This window comes from Micromonospora tarensis (genome assembly GCF_016803395.1).
Lineage (GTDB): Bacteria > Actinomycetota > Actinomycetes > Mycobacteriales > Micromonosporaceae > Micromonospora > Micromonospora tarensis.
The window spans coordinates 23,031-46,956 of sequence record NZ_JAEVHL010000008.1 but is presented as its reverse complement, the minus strand read 5'-3'; the positions used below and the strand labels follow the sequence as shown (position 1 = coordinate 46,956).

The 23,926-nt window shown below is 69.6% G+C and carries 18 protein-coding genes and 1 pseudogene; 15 read left to right on the top strand and 4 right to left on the bottom strand.

The features are described 5' to 3' along the window. Positions 1–77: 77 nt before the first annotated feature. Complete coding sequence (locus JM949_RS03300; protein ID WP_203146982.1) at positions 78–1,466, top strand: RICIN domain-containing protein; 1,389 nt, start codon at positions 78–80, stop codon at positions 1,464–1,466. 72 nt (positions 1,467–1,538) lie between these two features. Here JM949_RS03300 and JM949_RS03295 read toward each other — a convergent pair whose 3' ends face one another. After that, on the bottom strand, positions 1,539–2,309 hold the full coding sequence (locus JM949_RS03295) for a FadR/GntR family transcriptional regulator (RefSeq protein WP_203146981.1): 771 nt from the start codon (positions 2,307–2,309) through the stop codon (positions 1,539–1,541). A gap of 146 nt (positions 2,310–2,455) precedes the next feature. Between JM949_RS03295 and JM949_RS03290 the strand changes: the two genes are divergently transcribed. The 8 genes from JM949_RS03290 (at position 2,456) to JM949_RS03255 (ending at position 10,514) form a co-directional block, all read left to right on the top strand. Further along, a complete protein-coding gene (locus tag JM949_RS03290) occupies positions 2,456–3,718 on the top strand; it encodes an ABC transporter substrate-binding protein (protein WP_203146980.1) in 1,263 nt (420 codons plus the stop codon). 183 nt (positions 3,719–3,901) lie between these two features. After that, positions 3,902–4,813 (top strand): carbohydrate ABC transporter permease, encoded by a 912-nt coding sequence (locus JM949_RS03285; RefSeq protein WP_238432487.1) that lies wholly within the window; start codon positions 3,902–3,904, stop codon positions 4,811–4,813. Then, a complete protein-coding gene (locus JM949_RS03280; protein WP_238432486.1) occupies positions 4,740–5,525 on the top strand; it encodes a carbohydrate ABC transporter permease in 786 nt (261 codons plus the stop codon). Before JM949_RS03285 ends, JM949_RS03280 begins: the two co-directional genes overlap by 74 nt. Before the next feature lies 1 nt (position 5,526). After that, positions 5,527–6,750 (top strand): mandelate racemase/muconate lactonizing enzyme family protein, encoded by a 1,224-nt coding sequence (locus tag JM949_RS03275; RefSeq protein ID WP_203146978.1) that lies wholly within the window; start codon positions 5,527–5,529, stop codon positions 6,748–6,750. Between the two features lie 104 nt (positions 6,751–6,854). After that, a complete protein-coding gene (locus tag JM949_RS03270; RefSeq protein ID WP_203146977.1) occupies positions 6,855–7,880 on the top strand; it encodes a zinc-dependent alcohol dehydrogenase in 1,026 nt (341 codons plus the stop codon). Beyond that, positions 7,877–8,638, top strand: a complete 762-nt coding sequence (locus JM949_RS03265) for an SDR family oxidoreductase (RefSeq protein WP_203146976.1) — start codon at positions 7,877–7,879, stop codon at positions 8,636–8,638. Before JM949_RS03270 ends, JM949_RS03265 begins: the two co-directional genes overlap by 4 nt. Then, on the top strand, positions 8,635–9,513 hold the full coding sequence (locus JM949_RS03260) for an amidohydrolase family protein (RefSeq protein WP_309231983.1): 879 nt from the start codon (positions 8,635–8,637) through the stop codon (positions 9,511–9,513). The genes JM949_RS03265 and JM949_RS03260 overlap by 4 nt, the downstream gene beginning before the upstream one ends. Beyond that, entirely contained in the window at positions 9,510–10,514 is a 1,005-nt protein-coding gene (locus JM949_RS03255; RefSeq protein WP_203146974.1) for an aldo/keto reductase, read from the top strand. The genes JM949_RS03260 and JM949_RS03255 overlap by 4 nt, the downstream gene beginning before the upstream one ends. A gap of 85 nt (positions 10,515–10,599) precedes the next feature. Here JM949_RS03255 and JM949_RS36355 read toward each other — a convergent pair whose 3' ends face one another. After that, positions 10,600–12,495 (bottom strand): RICIN domain-containing protein, encoded by a 1,896-nt coding sequence (locus JM949_RS36355; RefSeq protein ID WP_309231982.1) that lies wholly within the window; start codon positions 12,493–12,495, stop codon positions 10,600–10,602. Then, positions 12,432–14,150 (bottom strand): ThuA domain-containing protein, encoded by a 1,719-nt coding sequence (locus JM949_RS36350; protein ID WP_238432485.1) that lies wholly within the window; start codon positions 14,148–14,150, stop codon positions 12,432–12,434. Before JM949_RS36350 ends, JM949_RS36355 begins: the two co-directional genes overlap by 64 nt. Positions 14,151–14,675: 525 nt before the next feature. On the opposite strand from JM949_RS36350, the gene JM949_RS03245 reads away from it, so the two are divergent. From JM949_RS03245 to JM949_RS38965, 6 genes are all read left to right on the top strand, one after another. Further along, positions 14,676–16,187, top strand: a complete 1,512-nt coding sequence (locus JM949_RS03245) for a sugar ABC transporter ATP-binding protein (protein ID WP_203146973.1) — start codon at positions 14,676–14,678, stop codon at positions 16,185–16,187. Between the two features lie 114 nt (positions 16,188–16,301). Beyond that, the gene (locus JM949_RS03240) at positions 16,302–17,273 is read left to right on the top strand and encodes an ABC transporter permease (protein WP_203146972.1); all 972 of its coding nucleotides are present in this window, start codon (positions 16,302–16,304) and stop codon (positions 17,271–17,273) included. A gap of 2 nt (positions 17,274–17,275) precedes the next feature. After that, positions 17,276–18,259 carry an ABC transporter permease gene (locus tag JM949_RS03235; RefSeq protein WP_203146971.1) on the top strand — a complete coding sequence of 328 codons (984 nt, stop codon included), beginning with the start codon at positions 17,276–17,278 and terminating at the stop codon, positions 18,257–18,259. A gap of 13 nt (positions 18,260–18,272) precedes the next feature. Continuing rightward, a complete protein-coding gene (locus JM949_RS03230) occupies positions 18,273–19,454 on the top strand; it encodes an ABC transporter substrate-binding protein (protein ID WP_309231981.1) in 1,182 nt (393 codons plus the stop codon). A 5-nt stretch (positions 19,455–19,459) separates the two neighbouring features. Further along, the gene (locus JM949_RS03225; RefSeq protein ID WP_203146970.1) at positions 19,460–20,311 is read left to right on the top strand and encodes a sugar phosphate isomerase/epimerase family protein; all 852 of its coding nucleotides are present in this window, start codon (positions 19,460–19,462) and stop codon (positions 20,309–20,311) included. Between the two features lie 141 nt (positions 20,312–20,452). Then, positions 20,453–22,777, top strand: coding sequence for an RICIN domain-containing protein (locus tag JM949_RS38965; RefSeq protein ID WP_309231980.1), 2,325 nt, complete (start codon positions 20,453–20,455; stop codon positions 22,775–22,777). Between the two features lie 164 nt (positions 22,778–22,941). Here JM949_RS38965 and JM949_RS03215 read toward each other — a convergent pair. Further along, positions 22,942–23,916 (bottom strand): annotated as a pseudogene (locus tag JM949_RS03215) (family 43 glycosylhydrolase); the annotation flags it as partial. Between the last annotated feature and the right edge of the window lie 10 nt (positions 23,917–23,926).

Genomic DNA, 23,926 nt, shown 5'->3' with positions numbered 1-23,926 from the left:
CCACCACCGTGGTCGGCACGCCCGCCGGGCACCCTCGGACCTCTGCTCGTGGGTGACCCCGATCGAAGGAGTGCTTCATGAAGACCATCGGTGCGGCTCGTCCCGCCTCTCGGCAGAGACGTCGCTGGCGGACCGGGTTGGCCGCGGCGGCAGCGGCGGTGATGGCGGCCGGCACACTCGTCGCGGTCAACGCGGCGCCAGCGGCGGCGGCGACAGTGGACACCAACGCCTGGTACGTCCTGGTGAACCGCAACAGCGGCAAGGCGTTGGACCTGTACGCCTCGGCCACCAACGACGGCGCCCGGATCAGCCAGTGGACGCGCAACAACGGCGCCAACCAGCAGTGGCAGTTCGTCGACTCCGGAGGTGGCTTCTACCGGCTGAAGTCCCGGCACTCCGGCAAGGTGCTCGACGTCAGCAACTTCTCCACCGCCGACGGCGGTGCCATCGTGCAGTGGTCCGACCTCAACGGGACGAACCAGCAGTTCCGGCTGGCCGACTCGGACGGCGGCTACGTCCGGCTGATCAACCGCAACAGCTCCAAGGCGGTGGAGGTGCAGGGCGCCTCCACCGCCGACGGCGGCAACATCGTGCAGTACTCCGACTGGAACGGCACCAACCAGCAGTGGCAACTCGTCGCCACCGACGGCGGCACCACCCCTCCACCGTCGGGTGGCAGCGGGTGCGGCAAGGCGCCGACGCTCGCCAGCGGCACGCACACGATCCAGAGCAACGGCAAGAGCCGTACGTTCATCCTGCGGGTGCCGGCCAACTACAACAACAGCAACCCCTACCGGTTGATCTTCGCGTTCCACTGGCGGGGCGGCACCATGCAGGATGTCTCCTCCGGTGGCACCAGCGGGACCCCGTGGTCCTACTACGGCCAGCAGGAGCAGTCGAACAACAGCGCGATCCTGGTCGCGCCGCAGGGGTTCGGCAACGGCTGGGGCAACTCCGGCGGTGAGGACATCGTCTTCGTCGACGACATGATCAGCCGGATCGAGAGCAGCCTCTGCGTCAACCCGAGGCAGCGGTTCGCCCTCGGCTTCAGCTGGGGTGGTGGCATGAGCTACGCCATCGCCTGTGCCCGGGCCACCGTCTTCCGGGCCGTCGCGGTCATCTCCGGCGGGCAGATCAGCGGGTGCAGCGGCGGTACCCAGCCCATCGCGTACTTCGGGTTGCACGGCATCTCGGACAACGTGCTGAGCATCTCCCAGGGTAGGGCGCTGCGGGACACGTTCGTCCGGAACAACGGTTGCGCCGCCCAGAACCCGCCCGAGCCGGCGGGCGGCAGCCGTACGCACATCACCACCACCTACTCGGGCTGCCGGTCCGGGTACCCGGTGCAGTGGGCGGCGTACGACAACGGGCACATGCCCGGCCCGGTGGACGGCACCTATGCCGAGAGTGGCATCACGACCTGGACCAAGGGCGAGATCTGGAGGTTCTTCGCCCAGTTCTCCTGATGCTGGTCGACCACAGTGTCGGCGCCCGCTCCCGTGCTCCGGGGGTGGGCGCCGCGTGGTCTGCGCCGACGGTCAGCGTCGCAGGCGGACCGGGTTGTCCGAGCCGCTGCGGCGCACCAGCCAGGCCTCGGTGATGTGGGTGAACATCGCCTGGGCGGCACCGTCGGAGTCGTGGGCGGCGATCCGCTCGTAGATGCGCCGGTGACCCTGGTTCGACGCCACGCACAACGCGCGTTCGGTGCGGCCCATGTAGCGGGCGGTGTTGATCACCTGGCTCTCCAGGGCGCGTACCACGCCGCGGGCGATGCGGTTCCCGGACGCCTGCATGATCGCGTCGTGAAAGGCCCGGTCGTGATCGTGGTAGGTGACGTGGTCGTCGACCAGCTCGTCCATCCGGTCCACCATCGCCGCCAGCCGCTCGATGGTCTCCGGGTCGGCCTGCCGGGCGGCGACGTTCGCCATGTCGGACTCCAGCACCCGTCGCGTGACGACGAGATCGTCGAGGATGGCGAGGCTGTCGTCCATGGCGATGGTGGCCGCGAGGACGAGTTCGTCGAGCATGTCCCAGTGCGACGGCGGGGTGACCATGGTGCCGGCACCCTGACGGACCTGGACCAGCCCCTTCTCCTGAAGGATCTTCACTGCCTCCCGGACCACGGTCCGGCTCACCGAGAAGGTCTCGCAGAGGATCGGCTCGGGCGGTAGGGGCGTCCCGGACGGGTGTACGCCGCGGACGATGCGCTCCACCAGTTCCGCGGTGACCGCCCTGGCGAGGTTGGTCGGCCGACGCACCCATGCCGGGGTCACCGGGCTGTTCAGGGCCGTCTCCTGGGATGGCGTCATGTCCCCCTCCGAAAGGCTCGCCGTGGCACGACGTCTGGCTCAGTGTACGGCCGAGTATTGACGTCACACGTCATACGAGTTACCTTCCGGTCAACATTGGCTCGCGGGACACCCGCCGGCCACCCCCCTTTCTGAGGTGACAACTGATGAGACAGCGAGCTATGTGGTCGGCCGTCCTCGTTGTGGGCCTGGCCTTGGCCGGTTGTGGAAGTGCTAGCGATTCGGGTAAGGCCACCAGCTCGGACAGCAAGCTGGTGGTGTGGGACTGGAAGTCCGGTGAGGCGTTCGCCAAATCCTATCTGGACAAGGCCAAGGCCGACTTTAAGAAGAAGCACCCGGATGTCACTGTCGAGTTCGTCGCGCAACCCTTCGACCAGTACTACACGCTGCTCGGGGCGGCGATCCAGGCCGGCAAGGGTCCGGACGTCATGCTCTTCAACGGCGGTGGCCAGATCCGCGACCGGGTGGACGCGCTGGTGCCGATCACCGACTACGTGGCCGAGGACAAGCAGCGGCTGGCCGGCTGGGAGGCGTTCACCAAGGACGGCAAGGTCTACGCCGGGCCGGTGACGCTGCAGGGCTACCCCATCTACTACAACAAGGAGGTCTACCGGAAGGCCGGCCTCGACCCGGCGACCCCGGCCGCCACCTGGGACAAGTTCGTCGCCGACTGCGCCGCCATCGCCAAGGCCGGTGCGAAGTGCTTCGCCCTCGGCAACAAGGAGGGCGTCGGCATCCAGTTCTGGATCTCCAGCCTCGGATCGACCACGCTCACCCCGCAGGAGTACGACGCCTGGATCGCCGGCAAGCGCGACTGGAACTCGGCGAACGTCAAGCGGCTCTTCCAGACCTGGAAGGAGGCCGGTGACAAGAAGATGAACAGCGACGGGGCCAACTCGACAGCGATGTTCAACGACTCCTTCGCGTACTTCCAGTCCGGCAAGGCCGCCCACGTCATGGGTCTGATGTCGGACGTCGGGCACTGGAAGGACTTCAACGAGTTCCTCACCCCGGAGCAGCTCGGCGTGATGAAGGCGCCGGTCGTCACCGCCGGCACCACCCCGAGCATGCCGTACGACGGTGGCATCGGTTACGCGGTCGCCAAGTGGACCAAGGACCCGAAGGTGGCCGCCGACCTGGTGCGCTCCCTGACCTCGGCTGACGCGTTGAAGGCCTTCTACGCCGACGCCGGCGCGATCGCCGCCGACACCACTATCGACGTGTCGCAGGGCGGCCCGGCCGTCTCCACGATCGTCGGTGAGCTGAAGAGCGGCAAGCCGGCGCTGCACGTGGCGCTGTCGTCGAAGACGATCGACCTGATGGGCAGGCTGTCCCAGCAGCTGCTCAGCGGCTCGATCACCGTCGACGAGGTGGTGAAGCAGTTGGCCGCTTCCGACCAGGCGGGCTGACCTCGTGCCGATCGGAAACACGCAATCGTCGGCCCGTCTGGCTCCGGCCGGACGGGCGGCGGGGCGGTCACCCCCGCCGCCCGTCGGGGTGGCGTACGTCCCCAACGCGGCCGCGGCAGCCGGGGATCCGAACGTTTCGCCCCCTACGTCCTGGTCGCCCCGGCAGTCCTGATCATCGTCCTGATGCGCCTCTATCCGCTGATCCTCGGCGTGAACTTCTCCTTCACCGGCGACGGCGCGCAGAACGGGACGGCGGTCGGCTTCGGCAACTACCGCGAGCTCTTCGACGACCCGCTGTTCCGGACCGCGCTGAGCAACGTCGGGCTGCTGGTCCTGCTGCTTCCGGTGGCGGTGGCGATCCCCGGCCTGCTCGCGACGTTCATCTACCTCAAGGTGCCCGGGCACCGCTTCTACCGCAGCGTCTACTTCTTCCCGGCAGTGCTCTCGCCGGTCATCGTCGGCGCGATCTTCAACCTGCTGCTCGCCTTCGACGGCCCGCTCAACGCCACCCTCGGTTCCTTCGGGGTCAGCCCGGTGGACTGGCTCGGAGACCCGGATCTTGCGATGGTCATCGTGGCGGGCGTGCACATCTGGGCCACCTTCGGAATGTCCCTGGTGGTGTTCCTCGCCGGCTTCGCCACGCTGGACGCCGCGCTGCTGGACGCCGCCCGAATGGATGGCGCGTCACTACGCCAGGTCATCCGGCACGTGATCATCCCGAGCCTGTCGCGCACCATCCAGTTCGTCTTCGTGACCACGATGATCGGGATGTTGACGTCGATGTTCGGGCTGCTCTACGTCATGACCACCGGCGGCCCGGAGGGCTCGACGTACCTGCCGGAGTACTACATCTGGATCCAGCAGGGCCAGATGAACCGGCCGGCGCTCGCGTCGGCCGCATCGACGATCCTCTTCGTCATCATGCTGGTGGTCGGGCTGTTGCAGGTCAAACTGCTGGACGCGCGGGGAAGGAGGACTGATGTCCCGGGTCCGTCTGGGATGGTGGTTGGTCGCCATCCCCATGTCACTGCTCGCGCTGGCGACGATCTACCCGCTGCTGTTCACCGCCAACGTCGCGATGAAGACGCGGCGTGACTACATCCTCGACCGGTTCTCAGTGACCGACGCGCTGCGCTGGGAGAACATCAGCACGGCGTGGAACAGCGTCGGCATGGGCCGTTACTTCGTCAACTCGTTCGTCGTGGTGACGGTGTCGGTGCTGCTGCTCCTGCTGCTCGGGTCGATGGCCGGCTTCGCCCTGAGTCAGCTGCGGTTCCGTGGCTCGTCGGCGCTGTTCCTGGGCTGCCTGGCGGGGCTCTTCATCCCGTTTCAGGTGATCATGGTGCCGCTCGCCCGGATCATGGCCGACACCGCGCTCATCGACACGTACCCCGGGCTGATCCTCGTCTACGTGGCCCAGTTCCTGCCCTTCACCGTCTTTCTCATGACGAGTTACTACCGGGGCATTCCGCCGGAGATCATCGACGCCGCGCGGATCGACGGCAACACCGTCTACGGCGTGTACCGGCGGATCATGCTGCCGCTGGGCACCCCGGCGTTGCTCTCGGTCGGCATCCTCGACCTCCTGTTCTGCTGGAACGACGTCCTCATGGCGCTGGTGATGATGCCCTCGGCCGAGAACCGCACGCTCATGATCGGCGTGACCTCGCTACGCGGGCAGTACTCCGACAACATCCCGACCTTCGCCTCCGGGGTGCTGATCGCCGCGATACCCGTCCTGTTGGTCTACCTGTTCCTCCAGCGCCAAATCGCCGACGGTGTCGCCGCCGGTTCCACGAAGGGTTGACATGCGGATCACGGGATATCGGACGCTCACCACGGTCCAGGAATGGGGGCGGCCCGTCGGCGACGCCAACGGCGTGTTCGCCGACGGGGTGGTGCCGATTTCGATCGTCCTCGTCGACACCGACGAGGGCATCTCGGGAGTCGGCCTCGGGCCGCACGTCGAGATCGAGCGGATCTTCGCCGCCATCGAGGGCGAAGACCCCCGTGCGGTGACGACCCTGTACGACCGGATGCTGCGGCACACCTTCAAGGCCGGTCACGCCGGCCCGGTGTTCGGCACCATCGGCGCCTTGGACACCGCGCTGTGGGACATCAAGGCGCAGGCCGCCGGCGAGCCGCTGTGGCGGCTGCTCGGCGGGCGTGACCGGCGGGTCACCGCCTACGCGTCCGGCCTGGACATCGGGCTCACCGACGACGAACTCGTCGCGGAGTACGAGGTCTACGCGAGCCACGGTCTGCGGGCGGCCAAGCTCAAGGGCGGCCTCGACATCGAGGCCGACCGGCACCGCCTCGGTCTGGTCAGGGAGGTGCTGACCGAGGCCGGGCACGGCCGGCGGCCGGGTCTGATGCTCGACGTGAACGAGGCCTGGACCCGCAAGCAGGCCGTCCGGCACGTCTGCGAACTGGAACGCACCCTGGACCTGATCTGGATCGAGGAGCCGGTCCGGCGCTGGGACGCCGAGGGTCTCGCGGCGGTCAGCCGTGGAGTGTGCGCGTCGGTCGCCACCGGCGAGAACCTCACCGGGCTGGAACAGTACCGTCCGCTGATCGCCGCCGGGGCGGTCGACGTCGTCCAGATGGCTGCCGTCTGGGGGGTGACCCACTTTTTGCGGGCGTCCGCCCTGGCCCACGCCTACGACCTGCCGGTCAGCCCGATCGGCAACAGCCCGGTCGGGCTGCTGCACGCCGCGACCTCGGTCCCGAACCATCTGACCAGCGAGCTACAGGACCTGCGTCCACCGCTGGGCATCTCCATCGACCTGCACGTCGAGGATGGCGCCTTCATCCTCGGCGACTCACCAGGGCTGGGCGTCCGGGTGGACGAGGGGCAGATCACTGCGGCCAATCGGCTCCCGTGGACGCAGACGGCCGACAGCCCCAACGTGCGGCCGGAGCGGGCCGGAAGGCGGCTGCTGGCCGGGCTCGACGGGGTCGTCCCGGCCCGCCAGGTGCCGGCCGTTCCGCTGCCCTCCCGGGCCGAGGTGTCGCCGACCGTACGGCACTGAGCTGACCACCAGAGCACGGCAGGCGTGGGTGCACCGCGGTGCGGTGCACCCACGACCATGCCCGGTCGGCGCGATGGACGTGCCGACGTCGAGACGGAGGAACGATGAAGGCAGTCGTCTACCGGGGGGCGCGGCACCTCGGGATCGAGGATCGCGACCCGGAGCCACCGGGCCGCGGTCAGCTGCGGATCGCTGTGGCGTACACCGGGATCTGCGGTACTGATCTGCACATCTACCACGGCGACATGGACGCCCGGGTCGGCCCCGCCGCCGTCATCGGGCACGAGATGTCCGGGCGGATCGCGGCCGTCGGCGAGGACGTCACCGGCTGGCGCGTCGGCCAGCCCGTCACGGTGATGCCGACCCGGCCCTGCGGACGGTGCCCGGCCTGCCGGCGTGGCAACTCCCACGTCTGCCACGCGATGAACTTTCTCGGCATCGACTCGCCGGGAGCCATGCAGTCCTCCTGGACCGTCCCGGAGGAGCTGGTCCTGCCGCTGCCCGAGGAGTTGCCGCTGGACCACGCGGCGCTCGTCGAGCCGGTGGCGGTCGCGGTGCACGACGTGCGGCGGGCGGACGTCAGCGCCGACGACCAGGTGGTAGTGGTCGGCGGTGGGCCGGTCGGGGTCCTCATCGCCACCGTCGCCCGAGGCCGCGGCGCGCGGGTGCTGCTCGTCGAGCCGGACCCGTTCCGGCGCGCGGTGGCCCAGGAGGTCGGTATCGAGGTCGTCGACCCGGGCTCGACCGACGTCGTGGCGATGGTCAACGACCGTACCGACGGCGCGGGCGCCGACATCGCCTTCGAGGTGTCCGGCGCCGCCGCCGGCGTGGCCACGGCGGTCGACGTCCTCGCCACCCGCGGTCGGCTGGTGCTGGTGGCGATCCATCCGAAGCCCCGAGAGGTCAACCTGCACCGGTTCTTCTGGCGTGAGCTGGAGCTCCTCGGTGCCCGGCTGTACCAGCGCGACGACATGGCGGAGGCGATCCGGCTGGTCGCCTCGGGCGCGATCCCGGCGCGGCAGCTCATCTCCCGAATCGAACCGGTGGAGGCGGTCGCCGAGGCGTTCACCGCACTGGAGGGTGGCGGCGTGATGAAGGTACTGCTCGACGTGCGGGAGGGCGACCGGTGAGCGCGCTGTTCGATCTGTCCGGACGGACCGCCGTGGTGACCGGGGCCCGGCGCGGCATCGGCCTCGCCATGGCCGAGGCGCTGGCCCGGGCCGGCGCCGACATCGTGGGTGTCTCGGCCCAGCTCGAACCGAGCGGCAGCGAGGTCGAGCAGCGGGTACGGGCGACGGGCCGCCGCTTCACCGCGCTGCGGGCGGATCTCGGTGACCGGGCGGCGGTGCACCGGCTGGCCGCGGACCTCACCGCTCTCGGGCCGGTCGACATCCTGGTGAACAACGGCGGCACGATCGCCCGCACCCCGGCCGTCGACCACCCGGACGAGATGTGGGACCAGGTGATCGAGGTGAACCTGAGCAGCCAGTTCGTGCTGAGCCGGGAGATCGGCCGGACGATGGTCGAGCGTGGGCACGGGAAGATCATCTTCACCGCGTCGCTGTTGAGCTTCCAGGGCGGCATCACCGTCCCCGGCTACGCCGCGTCGAAGTCCGGCGTTGCCGGGCTCACCAGGGCGCTCGCCAACGAGTGGGCGGCGCACGGGGTGAACGTCAACGCCATCGCGCCCGGCTACATCGCCACCGACAACACCCGGGCGCTACGCGACGACCCCGATCGTGACCAGGCGATCCGGGCGCGCATCCCGGCCGGCCGGTGGGGCCGCGCCGACGACCTGGGCGGTGCCACGGTGTTCCTGGCGTCGGCCGCGTCGGACTACGTCAACGGCGTCGTGCTGCCCGTCGACGGCGGATGGCTGGGCCGGTGACGGGCGGGCAGGTGCCCCGGCGAACCGGAATCGTCGACGCACACCACCACCTCTGGGTCCGCGCACGGCACCCGCAGCCGTGGATCGATCCGGTGACCATGGCGGCGATCGACGCCGACTTCGAACCCGCCGACCTCGCGCCGCTGGCCCGGGCGGCCGGAGTCACCGAGACCGTGGTGGTGCAGTCCATCGCCAGCGAGACCGAGACGGTGGACCTGCTGGAGATGGCGGCGGAGGACGCTCTGGTCCGTGGGGTCGTCGGTTGGGTGGACCTGACCGCCGACGACGTCGCGGACCGCCTCGACCGCTTCCGGGCCGGACCGGGTGGGGATCGACTCGTCGGCATCCGCCACCTCGTGCAGTCCGAGACCGACCCGGCGTACCTGGACCGTCCGGACGTTCGACGGGGGATCGCGGCGGTGGGCGCCGCCGGTCTGGTCTTCGACCTGCTGGTCCGCCAGCACCAGCTCCCGATGGCCACGCGGCTGGCGCGCGACCTGCCCGAGGTGAGCTTCGTCCTCGATCACCTGGGCAAGCCCGCGCTGGGCCGCCCCGAGGTGGCGGACTGGAGTCGGGACCTGCGGGCGTTGGCGGCCGCCCCGAACACGACGGCGAAGCTCTCCGGGCTGGTGACGGAGGTGCGGCAGGCGCACTGGACGCCGGCGGACCTGCGCCCCGCCGTCGAGGACGCCGTCGAGGCGTTCGGGCCGGGCCGGCTGATGTTCGGCTCGGACTGGCCGGTCTGTCTGCTGGCCAGCTCGTACGCGCGGTGGGTGGAGGCGTTGGCCGAGCTGCTGGGTGACCACGACGTGGCCGAGCAGGCGCCGGTCTGGGGCGACACGGCCCGCCGGGTCTACCGGCTGGGCTCGTCGTGAGGGCGCGGTCCCTACCGCGTCGCCCCGCGATACGCCTCACCGAGCTGGGCTTCGGCGCGGCGCAGGGCGGCAACCTGTACCGGGCGACGACGGACGAGGAGTTCGCCGTCGCGGTCGACGCGGCCTGGGCGGCGGGTGTGCGGTATTTCGACACCGCGCCGCACTACGGCCTCGGGCTGTCCGAGCGGCGCCTCGGCGTCGCGTTGCGGGAGCGACCGCGCGACGAGTTCGTCGTGTCGACGAAGGTGGGGCGGCGGCTGGTGCCGTCGCCGCAGGACGCGCACCTGCGCGACGCCGAGGGGTTCGACGTTCCGGCGAGCCATCGGCGGGTGTGGGACTTCAGCCGGGACGGCGTCCGTCGCTCGATCGAGGCCAGCCTGGATCGGCTCGGGCTGGACCGGATCGACGTCGCCTACCTGCACGACCCGGACGACCACTGGGAACAGGCCGCGCGGGAGGCCGTGCCCGCCCTGGCCGACCTGCGCGACCAGGGTGTCGTGGGCGCCATCGGCGCCGGGATGAACCAGTCGGCGATGCTGGCCCGGTTCGTCCGGGAGACCGACGTCGACGTGCTGATGTGCGCCGGGCGGTACACGCTGCTCGAACAGGGTGCGGCCGACGACCTGCTGCCGATCGCCGGCAGCCGGGGCGTGGGCGTGGTCATCGCGGGCGTCTACAACTCGGGGCTGCTCTCGCGGGACCGGCCCCCGGCCGACGCCGTCTACAACTACCAGCAGGCCCCGGCGGACGTGATCGAGCGGGCGCGGCGGATCGCGGCGGTCTGTGAGACGTACGGCGTGACCCTGCCGCAGGCGGCACTCGCCTTCGTCCGGCGGCACCCGGCCGTGGTGTCGACGGTGGTCGGTGTCCGCAACGAGTCGCAGGTGGCCGAGACAATGCGACGGTCGGAGGCGGCCGTACCGGAGGCCCTGTGGGACGCCCTGGTCGAGGCCGGGCTGCTCGCCGCGCCGGCTGAGGGCTCGGCGGTCCGTCCGGGCTGACGTCGACGTCCCGGCCGGGACCGGCTCCGATCCTCGGAAACCGGCCCCGACCGGGACGTCATGCGTTACCGCGACAGCCCGCGGGTCACACCGCGGTGAACCGCCACTGCTGGTTGGTGGCGCTGTGGCAGGTCCACTGCAACAGCCGGGCGCCGTCGGCGGTGGACGCGCCGTTGACGTCCACGCAGAGCCCGCTCAGCACGCTGCGCACCGTGTACACGCCGGAGGTTCCGGTCGCGGTCGCGGTGAACTTCTGCTGGTTGCCGTTGTTGCAGGTGGCCTGCTGGAGGAAGGCGCCCGCCGCGGTGGAGCTGCCCACCACCTCGACGCACTTGCCGCTGTGCAGCGCCTTGAGGTAGACCGCACCGCTGCCCGCGTCGACCGCCTGCCACTTCTGGTTGTTGCCGCCGGTGGCCGCCCACTGGGTGATCTGGGCGCCGTCGGCGGTGGAGACCCCGCTGACGTCCATCAGCTTGTTGCTGTGCTGGGCGGTGACCGTGTAGGTCTTACCCGCCAGGCCACCGCCGGTGCCGGTGCCGGGTACGCCGACGCCGTTGCCGCCGAAGGTGTGCGAGTCCAGATCGAACGAGTTGCTGCTGTTCTTGAACACCATGTAGAGCGTGTGCGTCCCGCTGAGGGCGGCGACGCTCACCGGTGTGGTGGACTGGTAGTTGTCCCAACCACCGGTGCTGGGCACCGTCGTGGTGGCCAGCAGCGTGCCGGTCGGCGAGTCGGCGCGCAGCTCGATCGAGCCGCCCCCGGACGGCGACGACAGCCGGTAACTGACGGTCGAGATGCCGGACAGGCTCATCGGGCTGAACGCGATCCAGTCGTTGGTGGAGATGTCACCGACGCGCTTGGTGCTCTCCGCGGCGGCCTGGTCGACGACCCGGATGCCGGACTGGCTGCTGAAGTACTCGGACTGCTTGTGCTTCGGTTGCAGGATCGCCTGCGCGGTGCCGGTGAGCGGGGCCGCGCCCCCCGCACCGCCGCTGTCGGTGTACCGGGCGTTCAGCACGTAGAACAGGTTGGCGCCGTCGGGGTGGCCACCGAGCAGGTCGGTGGAGATGGTCCCCGAGCAGCCCGGGTACTCGGTGGTCTCGTGCGCGTGGTCGTCGTGACCCAGCGCCGGGTTGAGGAACACCTTCGAGCAGTCGACGGTTCCGCCGTCCGGGTCGGTCACCGTGATCTGGTACGGCACCCGGTCGCCGAAGGTGAGCATGCCTCCGTTGGGCGGGGTGGTGATGGTGAGCACCGGCGCGCTGTTGCCGACGGTGATCTGGACGTTGGCGAAGCCTGTCTTGCCGGTGTTGTCGGTGACCTTCAACTGCGCTGTGTAGTTGCCGTTGGCGGTGTACACCTTCGACGGGTTGGCAGCGGTGGAGGTGGTGCCGTCACCGAACGTCCACTGGTAGCTCAGCGTGTTGCCCGGGTCCGGGTCGGCAGTGCCGGCGCTGCTGAACTGGACGGTGAGCGGTGCGCTACCACTGGTCGGCGTGCCGGTGGCCTTGGCGATCGGCGACCGACCGCCCTGGATGTAGTCGATCCGGTAGAGCCCGGAGTCGCTGTTGCCGCCACCGAAGTTGGTGCCCCACTCCAGCAGGTAGAGCGAGCCGTCCTTGCCGAACTCCATGTCCATCGGCTTGTTGAACCGCGTGTTGGGCAGGAACGGGTTGGTGCGGGTCACTGCCGAGGAGGAGTCGAAGTGCACCTCCTTGACGTAGTTACGCGCCCACTCGTAGAAGAAGTGCACGCCGTCGTAGTAGGCCGGGAACTTCGTCGCGGAGGTGTTCGCCGGGTCGTACCGGTAGACCGGCCCACCCATCGGCGCCGAGCCGCCGGAGCCCAGCTCCGGGAAGGTCGGCGAGGTGCCGTAGCCGTACCAGATGTTGGGTGCCACGACCGGCTTCAGGTTGGTCAGGCCGGTGTTGTTGGGCGAGTTGTTGACCGGTGCCGAGCAGTTGAACTTCGCGCCGACCACGCCGGTGTCCGGGTTGTACGGCGCGTACGGCTGGTTGTCACGTGGCAGAACGGCCAGCCGTAGTTGCCGGGCGTCTTGATCACGTTGAGCTCGACCAGGCCCTCGGGGCCCCGGTTGGTGGTGGGTGGGTTCCGGTCCGGTCCGTAGTCGGCCAGGTAGACCCAACCGTTGGCCGGGTCGATGGAGAAGCGGAACGGGTTGCGGAAGCCCATCGCGTAGATTTCCGGCTTGGTCTGCGCCGTGCCCTGCGGGTAGAGGTTGCCGCTCGGGATGGTGTAGCCGCCGCTGGCCGACGGGCGAATGCGCAGCAGCTTGCCGCGCAGGTCGTTGGTGTTACCGGCGCTGCGGGCGGCGTCCAGGTTGGACTTGCCCGAGCGCCAGTCCAGCGGGGCGTAGCCCTGCCAGTTCGGGTCGAGGTTCGGCGGCGTGTCGTCGCCGGTGCCGATGAAGAGGTTGCCGTCCGGGCCGAACTCGATGTACCCGCCGGTGTGGCCGGGCTCCGGGAACGTGCGGTCCCGGTACGCCGGGATGTCGATGATCGTCACACCGCTGGACGTGTTCAGCGTGTCACCGCTGACCGTGTAGCGGGAGACCCGGTTGACGTCGGTGCTGCTGCTGGCCGGTGAGTGGTACAGGTAGATGTACCCGTTGCTGGCGAAGTTGGGGTCCAGCGCCATGCCGGTGAGGCCGTCCTCGCCGCCGGTGTAGACGCTGAGCGTGCCGGCGGTCACGGTGCTGTTGGTGGAGGGCTTGAAGATCTTCACCTGGCCGCCGCGCTCTACATAGAAGACGCGGCCGTCCGGCGCCACCCCCATCGCCATCGGGTCGACGGTGTTGTCGTCGAGGGTGCGCTTCTCGAAGTTGCCCCAGACGGTGCCGCCACAGTCGCCGGCCACGTTGCCGGCCGCCCACCGCACTCCGCCGAGCACGTGGTTACGGAAGTTCGTCTCGCTGTAGGAGTCGATCGCGTGGCCCATCGCGGTGGCCCACACCCGCCCACCGCCGGCGTTGCGGCACCAGGAGATCGGGTGGTCCGGGCCCATCGCCCGGGATCCCGGGTTGTAGGTGCGCTCGTCGGCGGTCACCAGCACGTGCACGTTGCCGCGCGGGTTGGCGTCGAAGTTGTACCACTCCTCGCTACGGTTCCACCGGTCCGGCAGGCCGGCCGTCGACGGGTGCTGCTTGTCGGCGACGATGGCGGTGCCGGGCAGCACACCGGGGGAGTGCTCGGGCATGTGCGCGCCGCCGTTGATGGTCTGGTCCCACCACGGGTACTCGCTCTCGATACCCATGTCGGTGGCGTTGTGGATGCCGACGATGCCCTTGCCGCTGGCGAGGTAGCCCTCCACGGCCTGGCGCTGGGCGGCCGAGGTCCAGACCATGCCGGAGGTCTGGAACATGATGATGACGTCGAAGGTCGCCAGGTTGCTGGCGGTGAAGACGCTGGAGTCCTCGGTCTGCACCAGTTCGAAGTTGTTGGCCGCCGCCTGTTGCTGGAACATCGCGATCCCGGCGGGGATCGAGTCGTGCCGGTAACCGGCGGTCTTGGTGAACAGCAGGGCCCGGAAGGCCGGGGCCGCCGACGCGGGTGGCGCGAGCCCGAGTGCCAGTAACAGACCGGCGATCACTGAGATGAGCAGTGTGTTGCGACGCATGGCGTCTCCTAGGTTGGACGGGCAACTCCGATAGCGACCACGGGCCCCGCAGCACGTCAGGTTGTGCCTGGACGCGTGCGACGGCACGAGGGTGGTGGTCGGTCCTCGTGCCGCTCGCCGAAGACGGCAGTCAGACCCGCGGGACGTCACCCAGCGTGATGTTTGCTGGGGGTCTCGTCCGGTGATCCACGGGCTCAGGATGAGCCAGGAATAGGTGAGTGTCAATTAATTGAGTGACGTCCGACGTCCTGCCCGGTTGACGACGGCCGTGATCGACTCCCTCGCTGCGGCGTCTCTGCCGCTCGAGCTGCGGCCCTGGCAATCAGCCCCAGTCGAGGATTGCGGACCTCCATCCAAACATCTATCTTCATACGTGTGATGTTTCCTCGATGTCAAGGGAATGTTCGCAACATAAGAACGTAAGCATCCGTCGATGGCTACGAAAGTTCGATGCCCAGCGCGCCGAAGCCGCCGTAGAGTCCTATCGAACCTTGTTGATGACTACTATCTGTGAGGGCTCTAGGGATGTCAGACCCACGGCCGGTGCCGTTACTCACCCTTCGCGGCATCGGCAAGTCCTTCCTCGGGGTACGCGTTCTCGACGGTGTCGACCTCGACGTCGCGCCGGGCGAGGTGCACGCCGTCGTCGGTGAGAACGGTGCCGGCAAGTCGACCCTTATGAAGATCGTCTCCGGCGGCTACACCCCGGACGAGGGCACCGTCGAGTTCGCCGGTGAGCCGCGTACCTTCCGTGGCCCGCGCGACGCGCAGCGGGCCGGCGTCGGGATCATCCACCAGGAGTTCAACCTCCTTCCGGAGCGCACCGTCGCGGAGAACGTCTACCTCGGGCACGAGCCGGTCCGCCGTGGGCTGGTCGACCGTCGGGGCATGCTGGACCGCACCCGGCAGCTGCTCGCCTCGATCGGCGAGACCGCGTTGCCGGCCGACGCCCGGGTGGGGCAGCTCGGTGTCGCCCAGCAGCAGGTCGTCGAGATCGCCAAGGCGCTCGCCCTGGACGCGCGGCTGCTCATCATGGACGAGCCGACCGCCGCGCTGGCCGACCACGAGGTCGAGTTGCTCTACGGGTTGGTGCGTCGACTCCAGGAGCGGGGGATCGGCCTGCTCTACGTCTCGCACCGGCTCGCCGAGGTCTTCGACCTGTCCGGCCGGATCACCGTGCTCAAGGACGGCCGCCGGGTCACCACTGTGGACACCGCCGACGCCACCGCCGACGAGTTGGTCCGGCACATGGTCGGCCGGGAACTGTCCAGCTACTACCCGGACCGGGCCGACGCCGACGACCCTGGTCCGGTCCGACTGAGCGTCCGGGACGCGGGCAACCGGAAGCTGCGCGGAGTGAGCCTCGAACTGCGCGCCGGCCAGGTGCTCGGCATCGGCGGCCTACAGGGCTCCGGGCGGTCGGCGCTGGCCCGTGCGCTCTTCGGGGTGTCCCCGTTCAGCACCGGCGAGGTGACCCTCGCCGGCAAACCGGTCCGGCTGCGCTCGCCCCGGGCCGCGATGCGTGCCGGCATCGCCTACGTCACCGAGGACCGCAAGGCTGAGGGGATCGTCCCCCGGCAGTCCGTGCTCGACAACGCGTTGCTCGCCAGCCGGGCCGTGTTCGCGGCGCGGTCCGGTCACGCGGCCCGCACCGAACGGGTACGCGAGCTGCTCGCCGCCGTCGAGGTCCGCGCCGCCGGCGACGACCAGGAGATCCGCTTCCTGTCCGGCGGAAACCAGCAGAAGGTCGTGCTGGCCCGCTGGCTCGCGCTCAACCCACGGATCCTGCTCTTCGACGAGCCGACCCGGGGCATCGACGTGGGCGCCAAATCCGCCATCCACAATCTCATCCGCCGCCTCGCCCAGGACGGCGCGGCCGTGCTGATGATCTCGTCCGACCTGCCGGAGCTGCTGGGAATGAGCGATCGGATCGTCGTCATGCGGGACGGTCGGATCGCGGGCGAGTTGCCCGCCGGCGCGACCGAGGAGGACGTCATGGCACTGGCGGTCGGCACCGTCCGGGAGGCCGCCGCGTGAGCGCGATGAGTGAGCCGGGTTTGCGAGCCCCGCAGTCGCGAACGGAGATGGCCCAGTGAGCGCGAGGAGTGAGCCGGGTTTGCGAGCCCCGCAGTCGCGAACGGAGATGGCCCAGTGAGCGCCCTGTCGCTCCTGCCGGCCCGCCGCCCGGTACCGGGCGTCTTCGTGGCCCTGACCCTCACCCTCGCGATCGGCTGGCTGGTCGTCCTGCTCGACGGGGGTCAGCTCTTCAACCAGTCCACCACGGTGAGCCTGCTGCACGTCGCCGCCGGCCTCGGCCTCGTCGCCGTCGGTCAGACCCTGGTCATCCTGGGCGGTTCCCTCGACCTCTCGGTGGCGTACGTGATCAGCCTCAGCACCCTCGTCGCCGCCGAGACGATGAACGGCAGTGACGGCGCGGTGCTGCCGGCGATCGGCCTGGTGCTCGCCGTCAGCGCCGGCATCGGACTGTTCAACGGGCTTCTCGTCACCAAGCTCCGGGTCAACGCGTTCATCGCGACCCTCGGGGTGGGGCTGCTGCTCAAGGGCTACCTCGACAACGGCTACGACGGCCCGGCCGGCACCACCGCTCCCTCGCTCGTGCAGTCGCTCGGCTACCAGCGGGTCGGCCCGGTGCCGGTGTCGTTCCTGCTGCTGGTCGCGGTGACCGCGGCGGCCTGGTTCGCGCTGTCCCGGACCCGCTTCGGCCACCATCTGATCGCCGTCGGCGGAGACCCGGAGGTAGCCCGGCTCTCCGGCGTCCGCAACGACCGGGTCCTCGTCACCGCCCACATGCTGTGCTCGATGTGTGCCGGGCTCGCCGGCATCTACCTCGCCAGTCGCCTCGGCTCGGGCGCGCCCCGGGTCGGCACCGAGGGCCTCTACGACCTGGAGTCGATCGCCGCCGTGGTGATCGGCGGGACCGCCCTCGCCGGTGGGCGCGGCGGCGTCGTCGGCACCGTCGGCGGGGTGCTGCTGCTCGCCAGCATCGATGCCATCTTCAACCAGCTCGAGGTCGACGCCTTCTTCAAGCAGGTGATCCGGGGCGCCATCATCATCGCCGCGGTCGCCGTCTACGCCCGCCGGGCCATGCGAAAGGCGGCCTAGCCATGCAGACCGTCCAGCCCCGTTCCCTGCCGCTGCGTCTTCCCCGGGTCCGCCCCGGGGGCGTCCTGCCGATCCTGCTGATCCTCGCGGTGTTGCTGGTGCTAGTCGGCATTCGGCAGCCCGACTTCCTCGCCCCGCCGTCGCTGATGTCCTTCCTCGGTCGCTCGGCGCCGATCATCCTGCTCGCCGCCGGCCAGTACTTCGTGATCGTCTCCGGCGAGTTCGACCTCTCGGTCGGCTCGCTGGTCACCGCGCAGGTGGTGGTCGCCGCCCGGCTGATCGACAGCGACCCGGCGCGCACCTGGCCGGTGGTGCTGCTCCTGCTCGCCTTCGGAGCCCTGGTCGGGCTGGTCAACGGCCTGGTCACCACCCGGCTGCGGGTGCCGTCGTTCATCACCACCCTGGGCATGTTCCTGATCCTCGTCGGCGCGGTCTACCTGTGGTCCGACGGCGCCCCGAAGGGTGGGCTCTCCGAGGAGTTCCGGCGGTTCGGCCGGCGGGCCTTCGAGGACGTGCCGCTGCTCGGCCGGGTGCCGTACGCGCTGCTGGTCCTAGTGGTGCTGGCGGTGGCGGCCGTGCTGCTGATGCGCTCCGACTTCGGCCGGACGCTTGTCGCTGTCGGTGACAACCCGCGCACCGCCGAGTTGAGCGGGGTACGCGTCTGGCGTACCCGGACCATCGCCTTCATCCTCAGCGGCCTCGCGGCGGCGGTGGCGGCGATCCTGCTGGGTGGCTACAGCGGCGTCTCGTTCCAGGCCGGCGCGGGCCTGGAGTTCGGCGCGATCACGGCGGTCGTCCTCGGTGGCGTCGCCCTGGGCGGAGGCCGCGGCGCGGTGGTCGGCGCGATGCTCGGCGCGCTGACCCTCGAACTGCTGTTCGCCCTGATGAATTTCTACGGCGTCTCCGGCGCCCTCAGGTCGACCGTCCAGGGCGGGATCATCCTGCTCGCCGTGGCGGTCTCGGCAACGCGTTCTTCGTCGAGATAAAGGGGAAACCATAGTGCGACGTTCCATGGCGGCGCTTGCCGCTGTCACAGTGCTGTCCCTCGCCGCCTGCGCCACCGACGAACCGGCCGCCGGCCCTTCGGGCAGCGCCCCGGCCGCCGGGTCGGGCACCGGGGAGCAGTCGAAGTTCTTCGTGCAGGCCGACTACGACGCCGAGCTGTCGCTGCTCAGCGCCACCGCGACCGGTCCGGCGGACAAGCCGTGGGAGCAGGTGCTGAACCCGACGATGGTGGACACCGCCAAGTTCAAGAAGAACGGGCCGCACAAGATCTGCTTCTCCAACGCGGCCCTGAACAACCCCTGGCGGCAGGTCGGGTTCAAGACCATGCAGGCCGAGGTCGAGGCGCAGAAGAGCCGGATCAAGGAGTTCGTGCACGTCGACGCCGAGGGCAAGGACCAGAAGCAGATCGCGGACATCAACGACCTGCTCGGCAAGGGCTGCGACGCGCTGATCGTCTCGCCGAACACCACCGCCACGCTCACCCCGGCCGTCGAGGCGGCCTGCCAGGCCGGGCTGCCGGTGGTCGTCTTCGACCGTGGCGTCAACACGAAGTGCCCGGTGACCTTCATCAACCCGATCGGCGGTTACGGGTTCGGCCACGTCGGCGCCGAGTTCGTCAGCCAGAAGATGAAGCCCGGCGGCAAGGTCCTCGCCCTGCGGATCCTGCCCGGCGTCGACGTCCTGGAGACCCGCTGGTCGGCCGCGAAGGTGGCGTTCGACAAGGCGAAGGTCGACGTGGTCGGCGTCGAGTTCACCGACGGCGATCCGGCCAAGACCAAGAAGATCGTGGACGACTACATCCAGCGGTACGGCACTATCGACGGCGTCTGGATGGACGCCGGAGCGGTGGCCGTCGCGGCGGTCGAGGCGTTCCAGGACGCGGGCAAGCCCGTCCCACCGATGAACGGCGAGGACCAGCTCGACTTCCTGAAGATCTGGAAGGACAAGAAGCTCACCGCCATCGCGCCGACCTACCCGACCTACCAGTGGCGCACCCCGGTCATCGCGGCGCTGCGGATCCTCGACGGCGAGCAGGTGTCCAACCCGTGGAAGCTGCCGCAGCCGACCGTCACCCAGGAGAACCTGGACCAGTACCTCGACCCGAACATGCCGCCGTTGCACTACGCGATGTGCGGCTGCACCGACCTGCCCGGTTACCCGCAGCGCTGGAAGTAGGTCCGGTGTACGCCATCGGTGTCAACCCCTGGGTGTGGGCCTCGCCGGTCGACGACGAGGCCCTGGCCGAACTGATCCCACGGATCGCCGCGTTCGGCTTCGACGCGGTCGAGCTGCCGATCGAGCAGCCCGGTGACTGGGACCCGGCCCGCACCCGGGACCTGCTGGCGGCGCACGGCCTCGTCGCCGCCGGCGTCTGCGCGGTCACGCCGCCGGGTCGGGACCTGGTGGACGCCGCACCGGACGTGGTCGAGTCGACAGTGGCGTACCTCAAGGGCTGCGTGGCGAGCGCGGCGGCCGTCGGCGCCGGATGCGTCGGCGGCCCCGTGTACGCCTCGGTCGGCCGCACCTGGCGGATGTCGCCGGCGGCCCGCGCGGCCTGCTACGCGGATTTCCGGCGGGCCCTCGCCCCGGTGGCGGAGCAGGCCGGCGAGTGCGGGGTGAGCATCGGGGTCGAGGCGCTGAACCGCTACGAGACGAGCGTCGTCAACACGATCGAGCAGACGGTCGAGTTGATCGACGGTCTGCCGCCGAGCGTCGGCATCATGATCGACACCTATCACATGAACATCGAGGAGGCCGACCCCTACGCGGCTCTCGCCGTCGCCGGCCCGCACATCAAGCACGTCCAGGTCAGCGGCACCAACCGCGGCGCACCCGGCGCCGACCACTTCGACTGGCCCCGCTTCTTCTCGGTGCTGCGGGACACCGGCTATCCGGGCCCGATCTGCATCGAGTCGTTCACGGCGGAGAACGAGACAATCGCCACCGCCGCGGCGATCTGGCGTCCGCTGGCCCCCTCGCAGGACCGGCTCGCCACCGACGGCCTGCGCTATCTCCGGGAGACCCTCGGATAACCGCCCGCCCGCCAGCCACGCCTCCCGCTCGTCGAGGCGTTCCGTCCCCATGCCCTCCGCACGTCAGGAGCACCATCCCGTGTCCCCTTACCCTCCGCTGCGCCGGCTGCTGGCCGCGCCGCCGCGACGGCGGTCACCGCAGTGGTCGCCGTCACCGTCGCGGCCGCCCCGGCCGCCGCAGCCACCACCACCCTCTACGCGTCGCCCACCGGCACCGGCACCAGTTGCTCGGCCAGCCAACCGTGTTCGCTGACCGCCGCCCAGGCCGCGGTGCGGACGCAGAACAGCGCGATGTCCGGTGACATCGTCGTGGAGTTGGCCAACGGCGCCTACCGGCTCTCGGCGCCGCTGCGATTCACCGCTGCCGACTCGGGCACCAATGGCTACCAGGTGGTCTGGCGGGCGGCTGCCTCCGCCCGTCCGACGATCACCGGCGCCCGCGCGGTCACCGGTTGGTCGCAGGTCGACGCCGGCCGCAACATCTGGCGTGCCAACGTCGGGGCCGGGCTCGACTCCCGCCAGCTCTACGTCAACGGGGCCGTCGCCACCCGGGCCCGGACCGCCGTGAACCGCTCCGACTTCACCTTCACCACCAGCGGCATGCGGTTCAGCAACAGCGCGCTCAGCTACCTCAACAACCTGGGCAACCAGAACCGGGTCGAGGTGGAGAGCGTCGGCTCGTTCACCGACCGGTACTCGCCGGTGCAGAGCATCAGCGGCAACTTTTTGACCATGCAGCAGCCCGCGTGGAACAACAACACGTTCGGCTTCGACACCCTCTCCAGCCCGCACCGCGCCGGTCCGTTCTACCTGACCAACGCGTACGAGTTCCTGGACTCACCGGGGGAGTGGTACCTCAACCCCAGCAACGGCCAGCTCAACTACATCCCGCTGGCGGGGCAGAACATGAGCTCGGTCAGCGTCGAGCTGCCGCAGCTACAGTCCCTGGTCAACGTCGGCGGCAGCTATGACGCCCCGGCGCACCACATCTCGTTCAGCGGCATCACCTTCACCGGCACCAGCTGGCTCGGCCCCAGCAGCAGCAACGGTTTCGCCGACCAGCAGACCGGTGCGCACATCACCGGCACCTGGTCGCGTCCGTCCGACGCGTTGACCTCGTGCCAGGCCGGCTGCCCGCAGTTCGAGGCGACCCGGCCGAACTGGAACCAGATGCCGGCCGCCGTGCAGGTTTCCGCGGCAAACACCATCACCTTCAGCGACTCGCAGTTCGTCAACCTCGGACAGACCGCGATCGGTATCGGCAACGACGCCAACGCCCACGCCAGCGGCGTCGGGCTGGGCGCCAGCAACATCACCGTCACCCGCTCCGAGATCGCCCGCAACTCCGCCGGCGGCATCGTGGTCGGTGGGGTACGCGCCGACGCCCATCACCCCAGTGACCAGCGGATGGTCAACCGCAACATCACCATCAGCAACAACCGGGTGCACGATCTCGGCCTGGAGTACCGGGGGGTGGTCTCGATCCTGACCACCTACGTGAACACCGCGTTGGTCTCGCACAACGAGGTCTACAACATGCCGTACACCGGTCTGTCGGTCGGGTACGGCTGGGGCGCCAACGACGCCGGTGGCAGCCAGCACTACGCGAACCGGGGCCTGTACAACTACCAGCCGCGCTACACGACGGCGACCACGGCGGCCAACAACCAGGTCATCGGCAACTACGTGCACGACGTCATGCAGCAGATGACCGACGGCGGGTGCATCTACACGCTGTCGGCGAACCCGGGCGGAACCATCAACGAGAACTACTGCCTGCGGACCAACGGCTGGTTCGGGCTCTACTTCGACGAGGGGTCCCGCTACTACACCGCCCGCAACAACGTCTTCTCCTCGACCGGCACCTGGGCGACCGCCAACTACTGGTACGCGGAGAACATGGGCAACTTCACCGTCACCAACAACTGGGCGACGAACAACAGCACGAACGTGACGAACGGCGACCGCGGCAACGTGGTCAACGGCAACGTCACGGTCACCGGGGGTTGGCCGTCCGGCGCGCAGACGGTGATCAACGCCGCCGGCGTGCAGAGCGGTGGCGGCACCAACCCACAGAACGTTCAGCTGGTGGGCGTCCAGTCGGGCCGGTGCGCCGAGATCGGCAACTCCAGCACGACGAACGGCACGCAGGCCCAGCTCTGGGACTGCATCAGTGGTGCCACCAACCAGCGGTGGACCGCGACCGCGAGCCGGCAGCTCATGGTGTACGGCAGCAAGTGCCTGGACGCCTCCGGTCAGGGCACCAGCAACGGCACCCAGGTGGTGATCTGGGACTGCAACGGCGGCACCAACCAGCAGTGGAACATCAACGCCAACGGCACCATCACCGGCGCGCAGTCGGGTCTCTGCCTGGACGCCAACGGCGCCGGGACGGCGAACGGCACGAAGTTGATCCTCTGGTCCTGCAACGGCGGCACCAACCAGCAGTGGCAGCTGCGCAGCTGACCTAGACGAGTAGATCCGTGGGCACTCGGCTGGCCCGGCCGGTCGATCTGCCGAGGAGCGGTATACCTCAGAGGCATATTTATTGCCTCTGAGGTATACCGCTCAACTCCCCATCCACCTCCGGACGATGGTGACCGACGGTGATCGGCCCAGCTCCGTCCGGTCTACTGCCCTGCGTTCGCCCTCGCCGGGTCCACGGTCAGCCCGGCGGCGGCCTCGTAGCGGACGGGGATGGGATCGGTGAGTTCCCCGACGAAGGTGTCGTCGACGTGGTCGAGGAAACCGACGAGGGACCAGTCGTCGGCGGGTCCGCGGACCAGCCGGGGCGCGTACAGGTGCGGGTGGGTGAACGGCTGCGCGCCGGCGATGTCCCACGGCCCGAGGGTGGTCTCGCCGGTCGCCACCCAGATCCGGTGGTCGTCGCGTCGAGCGCTGCTGGTGGTGTCGGTGGAGAACAGCAGCAGGGGCTGCCCGTCGACGACCGCGACCTGGGGCACCTCCAGGTGGCCGAAGCCGGCCGGTGTCGACAGCGGCGGCTGGACGGTCCAGGTGACGAGGTCGGTGGAGGTGGCGTGGCCGACGACGCCACGGGTGTTCGTCGGTCCGGTGTTGGCGCGGGCGGTGATCAGCATGTGCCAGCCTCCGCCATCCGGGTCGGGGAAGACCCAGGGGTCACGCCATGCCTGCTCGTACCACAGGTCCTTGTCCAGCAGCTCGTACCAGGTGGGGTCGGCCTGGACGATCGGCTCGCTGCCGTGCCGGTGCCAGGTCATCAGGTCGTCGGAGACGGCCAGCCCGATGCGTTGGACGAGCCCGTCCTCGGCGCGACCGACGCCGGTGTAGAACAGGTACCACCGTCCGTCCGGCCCGCGGACCGTGCAGCCGGTCCAGGTCGCCAGGTCATCCCAGCCGGGTGCGTCGGCGCAGACCAGGGCGTCGGCGACCAGCCGCCACGAGCGCAGGTCCGCCGAGACGGCGTGGCCGATGCTGGCCCGGCGGTGCCGCCGGTGCGGGTCGTGCAGGGCGCGGGACGCGCGCAGGAAGAACACGTGCCAGAGGCCGTTGTCGTCCTGCGCGTACCAGCTGTCCCACACCCAGTGGTCGGATAGACGAAGCATGGCCGGAAACCTAGCACTAAACCGTTTTAGC